Raw genomic sequence first — 7,420 nt, forward strand, 5'->3', positions numbered from 1 at the left:
CCGGCACCCCGGCCTCCGCACGCCCCGCCGCTTCCGGCCTCGCCCTGCCCGGGGCGGCCACCCTGCGCTGGGAGATCGTGTGCCTGCTGGCACTGTCCCTGGGCGCCTCGGCGGTGTCGGCGGTCATCTCCTTCCTCGGCGTGCTCACCGCACCCGAGGCCCTGGCCGAGCACACCGCCAGCCTGGTCCGCCCCGCCGCCGACCAGCGGCCGTGGCTGGACCTGTCCTGGCAGCTGTACCGGGTGGCGGTGGGCCTGGCCCCGGTGCTGCTGGCCGGTTACCTGCTGCACCGTTCCGCGGAGTCGATGCGCACCATCGGGTTCGACCTGCGCCGCCCCTGGTTCGACCTGCGGTCGGGCGCCGTGCTGGCGGCCCTGATCGGGGTGGGCGGCCTGGCCGTCTACGTGGTGTCGTGGCAGCTGGGCATGACCGTCACCATCGCCCCCAGCGCCCTGGAGGGCAACTGGTGGGACGTTCCCGTGCTCGTCCTACAGGCCGCCAAGAACGGCATCCTGGAGGAGGTCATCGTCGTCGGCTACCTGCTGCACCGGCTGGGGCAGCTGGGCTGGACCCCGTGGAAGGCGGTGGTGGCGAGCTCGGTGCTGCGCGCCTTCTACCACCTGTACCAGGGCGTGGGGATGTTCTTCGGCAACCTGGTCATGGGCCTGGTGTTCGGCTGGTTCTACCACCGCTACGGCCGGGTGATGCCGCTGGTGGTGGCGCACACCGTCATCGACATCGTGGCGTTCGTCGGTTCGGTGTACCTCGTCGGCCGCCTGGACTGGCTGCCCTCCTAGGCTTCTCTCTCCTAGGCCGCGACCTCCTAGGCCCTGCCCGCCGCCCTGGCCTCGTCGCGGGCGGCGAGGGCGTCCTCCAGGTAACGCGGGCGCCCCAGCAGCCACCCGGCCACGATGTTGCCCAGGACGAGCACCAGGACCAGGACCAGCGGCGCGTGCCACCCGCCGGTCAGCTCGTGCAGCAGGCCGAACAGGAAGGGCCCCGCCCCGCCCATGAGGTAGCCCAGGCTCTGGCTGGTGGCCGACAGCGCCGCCGTTCCCTCGCTGGTGCGGGTGCGCAGCGCGAACGAGGTGAGGGCGTACACGAAGCTGCCCATGCCGACGCCGATCAGCGTGGTCCACACCCACACGCCGTTCATCGGCGAGATCCACAGGCCGCCCAGGCCCACGATGTAGGCGAACGCGAACATCAGCACGAACGGCCGCTGGTCGCGCACCCGGGTCAGCAGGGTGGGCAGCACCAGGGACATGGGGATGCCCAGCAGGGTCAGGTACGACAGGGCCAGCCCGGCACTGGACGCGCTCATCCCCTGGTCGCGCAGCATCTGCGCGTACCAGCCGAACATGATGTAGGCGATCGACGACTGGGTGCCGAAGTACAGCATCGCCTGCAGGCCCACGCCGGTGGAGAGCACCCGGCGAAAGCCCAGCGCCCGGGCGCCGTCGCCGGCGGCGGGCTGGTGGCGCAGGGTGAGCAGCCACGGCAGGGCGGCGACCAGGCCGAACAGGGCGTAGGAGCCCAGGGCGACGCGCCACTGCCCGGTCGACTCGTACAGGGGCACGGTGGCGGCCGCGGCGATGGTGGTGCCCAGCGCCAGGGCGGTGGTGTACACGGTGGTCATCAGCCCGACCCGGTGCGGGAAGTGCTGCTTGACCAGGGCGGGCAGGATCACGTTGCCGACCGCGCCGCCGGACAGCGCCAGCACGCTCAGCCCGAGGAACGGCAGCGGGGAGCCGACCAGGGCGCGTCCGGCCAGCCCGACGGTGACAGCGGCCAGGGCCAGCAGCAGGAGCCGGTGCGACCCGAGGCGGCGGGACAGGGTGGGGGTGAGCCCGCCGAAGAGCGCGAAGCTCAGCACGGGCAGGGTCGTGAGGACTCCGGCGCCCACAGCGGTCATGCCCAGGCCCGCGGTGACCTCGTCCAGGAGGGGGCCCACGCTGGTGATGGCGGTGCGCAGGTTGAGGGCGGCCAGGGCGATGCCGGCGGCGATGAGGAGGAGCGCCCCGGCGCCGGGGCGGGCGGGGGCGGTGGGGGCAGGGTTCATCTCGCTGCTTCGGGGAATGACTCGGGTGCTCATGTAGGGCGGCTCACATATTCGTAGGATGACCCGATGTACTGCATGAGGATAACGCATTGACGTCCGAGACCAATTCCCGTACGTGACTGGTCTAAGCTCCGGCTTTAACCGACCCGCACCCGTACGCTGGCCCTGTCATCCGGCGACCCGCCCCTAGGAGGTAAATAGCGTGCCCCTCGCCTCGACACGCCGGACCGGTCTAGTCGACCAGGTCATCAGTCAGTTACGAGCCCAGATCGACTCGGGTGAGTGGGGCATCGGCGACCGCATCCCCACCGAGTCGGAGCTGTCGGAGCAGTTGGAGGTGGGGCGCAACACGGTGCGTGAGGCCGTTCGCGCCCTCGCCCACGCGGGCCTGCTGGAGATCCGCCAGGGGGCCGGAACGTTCGTGCGCGCCTCCAGCGAGCTCGGCGGGGCCCTGCGCCGCCGTCTGGAGCGCTCGCGCCTGCGCGAGAACCTGGAGGTGCGCCGCGCCCTGGAGGTGGAGGCGGCCCGCCTGGCGGCGCTGCGCCACACCGAGGAGGACATGGCCGACATCGACCGGGCCATGGGCCTGCGCGAGTCGACCTGGCGCGAGCGGGACATGAGCGCGTTCGTGGAGGCCGACTTCGCGTTCCACCGCTCGGTCGTCAACGCCACCCACAACACGCTGCTCATCGACCTCTACGACGACATCGCCCAGGTGGTGCACGCGAGCATCGCGCACACGGCCTACGAGCAGAACCAGAAGGAAGACGCCGGCCCGACCCCGTCGGGGGACGGCATCGACCACTCCAAGCTCACCGAGGCCATCCGCGCCGCCGATCCGGTGGCCGCGGTCCGCGAGGCCACCTGCTACATCGACGAGCTGCTGTCGCTCACCGAGGAGTGAGGCGCACCTCCTCCCGCACACGCGTCGGCCCCGGTCCTGGGAACGTCCCCTCCCCAGGACCGGGGCCGCTCCGCGTCCGGGATCCGGGATCCGGGATCCGGGATCCGGTGACCACCCGTACCCGCCTCGGGAGGCCCGCGCCCCGCCGGTGGCATCAGGCCCCTCGGAGTCCGGGATCGGGGCCCCGCGCTCGCTCCCCGCCCCTGTGGGCACCGGCTCGGAGGAGGCGTGTCCGAGGCCGACCGGGGACCCGGCCCCGCGGCGGGTGCGGGTCGGGGGACCCGGCCCCACGGTGGGCACGGGTTCCGGGCTCGCGCAGGGCGGTCTCGGCCTCGGAGCGGACCCGGCCCCGCGGCGGGTGCGGAGCCGGGACGGATGGGGCCGAAGTTTTTTGTGGGACCGGTGGTGCGCATGGTGCGCGGTAGCGGATCCGAGCGGGTTCAGTCCCGGTAGGAGTCGCCCACTGCGGGGCGCGAGGGCAGCCGCGTCCGGCCCGGATCGCCCGCAGCACCGCGGGCCGGGGCCTCGCGGCGCGAGCCCAGGGTGCGGGGGCGCGCCCCGCCCCGGCGGCCGCGGGCGTCCGGCCCGCCCTCCCAGCCGCTGACCCGGGACGGGTCCAGGCCGAGCAGGTCCAGGGTGCTCTCCCCCGCGCACACGGCGTCGATGATCTCCTGCTCGCGGGTGATGCTGTCCATCGTCTCGGTGATGATGGCGCTGACCTGCCCCCGGGGCAGGCACACCACGCCGTCGTCGTCGGCCACGATCCAGTCGCCCCGGCGCACCGCGATGGGGACCGGCCCGGCGGCCGTCATGGTGATCTGGTCGCCGACCGAGCCGCCCGCCTCGGGGCGGGCCTCGCGCACGGCGACCCCGGCGCCGAACACGGGCAGCTCGCAGCGGGCGATGGCGGCGACGTCGCGCACGCACCCGTCCAGGACGATGCCGCGCACGCCGCGGGCCCGGGCCGCCACCGCGAGGATCTCGTCGACGTAGCCGTACTCGGATTCCCCGGAGACGTCGACGACCAGGGCCGATCCCGGCGGGGCCTGGGCGACGGCCACGTGGATGGCGAGGTTGTCCCCGGGGGTGCAGCGCACGGGGAAGGCGGTCGCCGCGAACGACGCCCCCGGCCAGACGGAGAAGAGATGCGTACCGAAGGGGCGGCCGCCGCACCTGGCCAGCGCCACCGTTCCCACAGCAGTAAGTGTGTCCGCAAGCGCCACGTCAGCCTCCCACTACACCCGCGCCCGGTGTGGCCGGTTCGAACCGGCCCCTTCCATACTCACGGGTAACTTAAGCGTGATGCAAGCCATACGAGACGGAAACACGTAAAAATGCTACCGCTGGTTACATTTCACACGCCCCTCGGGCGCGAGCGGTGAGATCGACGCGGGCGGTCCGGGGCGCGTACGGCTCCCGGCCGACGGTCGGCGGTCGGCCACGGACCCCCTGGCCGGAGGTCCCCTAGGCCGGAATCCACTCCAGCGCGCGGTCCCCTCCCCTGCGCTCCTTGCGGACCGACAGGTGCTCCCACGTCTCCACGTGGGCCACCCCCTGGGTCGCGCGAACGCTCTCCAGCGCCTCCACCAGGCGACAGCGGTCGGGGGCGCTGAGCGTGCCGATCACGTCGTAGCGGCCGAACCCGCTGGCCAGGAACGACACCCGGGGCATGTTCGCCAGCCCCGTCCCCAGCGCCTCGGCGTCCCCCCGGCAGCGCAACCCGAACCCCAGCTGTTCGTTGGCGCCCAGCGCCGTCGGCTCCACGACCGCGGTCACGTGGATCACCCCCGAGTCCAGCAGGCGCACCACCCGGGACCGGGCCGCCGCCTGGGACAGCCCCACCTGGCGGGCCAGGTCCGCGTAGGAGGCCCGACCGTCGCGCAGCAGCCGGCGAACCAGTCGCCAGTCCAAGGCGTCCAACTCAACGTCGCGCAGTTCGCGCACGCTGCTGTGGGCGTCCTTGAACACCGACCCGGCCCGGAACACCTCCGCGCCGTCCACCCCCGGCAGCGCGCGCAACTCGGCGAGCTCCTTGGTCAGGGCCCCGTCATCGGCCACCCGCACCTGGGCGACGGCCGGGAACCTGCCCGCCGACTGCGCGGCGAAGGTCACCGCCTCGCGCTCTCCCAGGGCGTCCAGCAAGGGCCCCACCGGGCCTGTGACACGGAACGACACATGGCCGAGGACCTCCATGCCCACCACACCGGCGTGCAGGACGCCGACGATCCTGATCGCCCCCGACTGGACCAGCTGGCGCACGCGTGCGCGCACCGCCGTACGTGAAAGGCCGACCCCGTCGGCCAGTGCCTGGAACGTCGCTCTGCCGTCCCCCTGCAACGCGCGCATCAGCGCCGCGTCAACCGCATCGAGCACAATGGTGCCTTTCGTTCCCATGACGCCGCCCTTCCCCCGGACGGCGCCCCCTCCTGCGGCCAGATCATCGCAGCTACGGCGCCGCCATCACTACCGATCGCGAAAGAAATCGGCTGATTCACCCCTTTGAGCGGCCGGAAGGGTCCGCGCAATGCCCCATCGGAGGCGTCAGCGCCACATAACAGACTTGTATAGAACATCCCTAATGAGGGAGTAGCCGTGCACACAACTCCGGCAAAGCGCCACACTGATCACACGTGTCGGCGCGACACCCCCGGGGGCACCCCGCACCCCGCGGCGGAGACGGCCGGCCCCGACGATGCGAACCGGTTCGCCACAGGCCTGCGCACGGCCCCCCGCGTTCCCTCCCGGCCGCCCCCGTCGGGAAGTACGCATCCGTTCATCAGCGGTGCCCCTTGACCGCGAACATGCCGACCGCGGGGAACAATGGACAGTACGGGGTCGGAACGCCGTCCCCTGGAGAGGAAGCGTCGGTGGCAGCGGAGGACGAGCAACAGGACGGGGCACCCGCGCGCCCGAGCACGGCCGGGGCCCTGTTGTGGACCGCCGCCGCGGTCCCCCTTCCGGGCATCGCGCACCTGCGGATGCGCCGCAAGGCGGCGGGCGCGGTCATCCTGGGCGTGTATCTGGCCGGGATCGCGGCCCTGGCGATATGGGCGCTGAGCCTGGGACGGTCCGACGCGGGCACGCTGACGTCCGTGGCGAGCCTGGCCCTGCGCAGCAGTTGGCTGATGACCGCGATGGGCGTCGTGTTCGTCGTGTCGGTGCTGTGGCTGACCGTCATCGTGCACTCGTGGGTCATCACCCGCCCGCAGGGGGCGTCGTCGGGCGCCCGGCTGCTCAGCGGTGCCGTGGTGGTGCTGCTGTGCCTGACGGTGGCCGCGCCCTCGGCGCTGGCCCTGCACGGCGGGTACACCGCCTACGATGCGCTCACCAACATCTTCGGCGGTCCCGAACGCGACGATCTGCCCCCGCACGACGCCGCCGACCCCTGGAACGGGGCGGACCGGGTCAACGTGCTGCTGATCGGCTCGGACTCGGCCGACAACCGGTACGGCGTGCGCACGGACACGATGATCGTCGCCAGCCTGGACCCGCACACCGGCGAGGCGGTGCTGATCGGCCTGCCGCGCAACCTGGAGAACGTGCACTTCCCCGAGGGCAGCGCGCTGGCCGAGCGCTACCCCGAGCCGTACGGGTTCGACATGCTGCTCAACGACGTCTACCAGACGGTCGCCGAGGAGCCCGACGTGCTGGCGGTCAACCCGCACGTGCCCGACCCGTCGGCCGACACCCTCAAGGCCGTCATCGGCTACAACCTGGGCCTGGACATCTCCTACTACGCGATGGTCGACATGCGGGGCTTCCGGGACCTCATCGACGCCATCGGCGGGATCCGGGTGAAGATCGAGGAGCCCATCCCCTACGGCGTGCACGGCGGCGTCCTGGAGCCCGGGATCCGGGTGCTCGACGGCCACGAGGCGCTCTGGTACGGGCGCTCGCGGGTGAACAGCGACGACTACGGGCGGATGGGGCGGCAGGGCTGCCTCATCAAGTACGTGACCGAGCAGGTGGAGCCGACCACCATCCTCACCAGCTACCGGCAGCTCGCCGGCGCCACGCAGCGAACGCTGAGCACGGACATCCCGCAGTCGAAGGTGCCGGCGTTCGTGGAGCTGGCCGACATGGTGACCGACGCCGACGAGATGAGCACGCTGCAGCTGTCGCCACCGCAGGTCAACACGGCCAGCCCGGACTGGGAGGCGATCCGGCTGCTGGTCGCCCAGACGATCTCGGCCGAGGGCCCGACCGGCGACGAGCTGCCCACCGGCACCCCGAGCCCCTCGGACCCGGCCGTGCCCGGCGAGGAGGGCCTGGAAGAGGGTCTGGAGGAAGGTGTGGAGGGCGACCGCACCGAGTGGCAGGAGTACACCGGCCTGGACGAGCCCTCCCCGGCCGACCCGGGCCGCCAGGTGGGCGAGGAGGCCAGCGACCTCAACGCGCTGTGCCCCTGATCACCCTGTGCCCCTGAATCACCCTGCCCTGACCTGAGGGCCGCG

The 7,420-nt window shown here is 72.3% G+C and carries 6 protein-coding genes; 3 read left to right on the forward strand and 3 right to left on the reverse strand.

Annotation, left to right across the window (positions count from 1 at the left end):
- Positions 1–797 (forward strand): CPBP family intramembrane glutamic endopeptidase (locus ACJOT3_RS30045; protein ID WP_406976509.1); only part of this gene is annotated, 797 nt, incomplete at its 5' end.
- Positions 798–823: 26 nt separating this feature from the next.
- On the opposite strand, the gene ACJOT3_RS30050 is transcribed toward ACJOT3_RS30045, so the two are convergent.
- Positions 824–2,062 (reverse strand): CynX/NimT family MFS transporter, encoded by a 1,239-nt coding sequence (locus ACJOT3_RS30050; RefSeq protein ID WP_406976510.1) that lies wholly within the window; start codon positions 2,060–2,062, stop codon positions 824–826.
- Between the two features lie 202 nt (positions 2,063–2,264).
- Here ACJOT3_RS30050 and ACJOT3_RS30055 point away from each other — a divergent pair, with 202 nt between their 5' ends.
- Positions 2,265–2,966, forward strand: coding sequence for a FadR/GntR family transcriptional regulator (locus ACJOT3_RS30055; RefSeq protein WP_406976511.1), 702 nt, complete (start codon positions 2,265–2,267; stop codon positions 2,964–2,966).
- 440 nt (positions 2,967–3,406) lie between these two features.
- Here the strand turns inward: ACJOT3_RS30055 and ACJOT3_RS30060 are convergent, their stop codons facing one another.
- Together ACJOT3_RS30060 and ACJOT3_RS30065 are read right to left on the reverse strand one after the other, a co-directional pair.
- The gene (locus ACJOT3_RS30060; protein ID WP_406976514.1) at positions 3,407–4,162 is read right to left on the reverse strand and encodes an RraA family protein; all 756 of its coding nucleotides are present in this window, start codon (positions 4,160–4,162) and stop codon (positions 3,407–3,409) included.
- A 268-nt stretch (positions 4,163–4,430) separates the two neighbouring features.
- The gene (locus ACJOT3_RS30065) at positions 4,431–5,339 is read right to left on the reverse strand and encodes an Lrp/AsnC family transcriptional regulator (RefSeq protein ID WP_406976512.1); all 909 of its coding nucleotides are present in this window, start codon (positions 5,337–5,339) and stop codon (positions 4,431–4,433) included.
- Between the two features lie 494 nt (positions 5,340–5,833).
- On the opposite strand from ACJOT3_RS30065, the gene ACJOT3_RS30070 reads away from it, so the two are divergent.
- Positions 5,834–7,375, forward strand: a complete 1,542-nt coding sequence (locus ACJOT3_RS30070; protein ID WP_406976513.1) for an LCP family protein — start codon at positions 5,834–5,836, stop codon at positions 7,373–7,375.
- The last annotated feature ends 45 nt before the right edge of the window (positions 7,376–7,420 follow it).

It is taken from the genome of Nocardiopsis protaetiae (genome assembly GCF_045446735.1).
GTDB lineage: Bacteria > Actinomycetota > Actinomycetes > Streptosporangiales > Streptosporangiaceae > Nocardiopsis > Nocardiopsis protaetiae.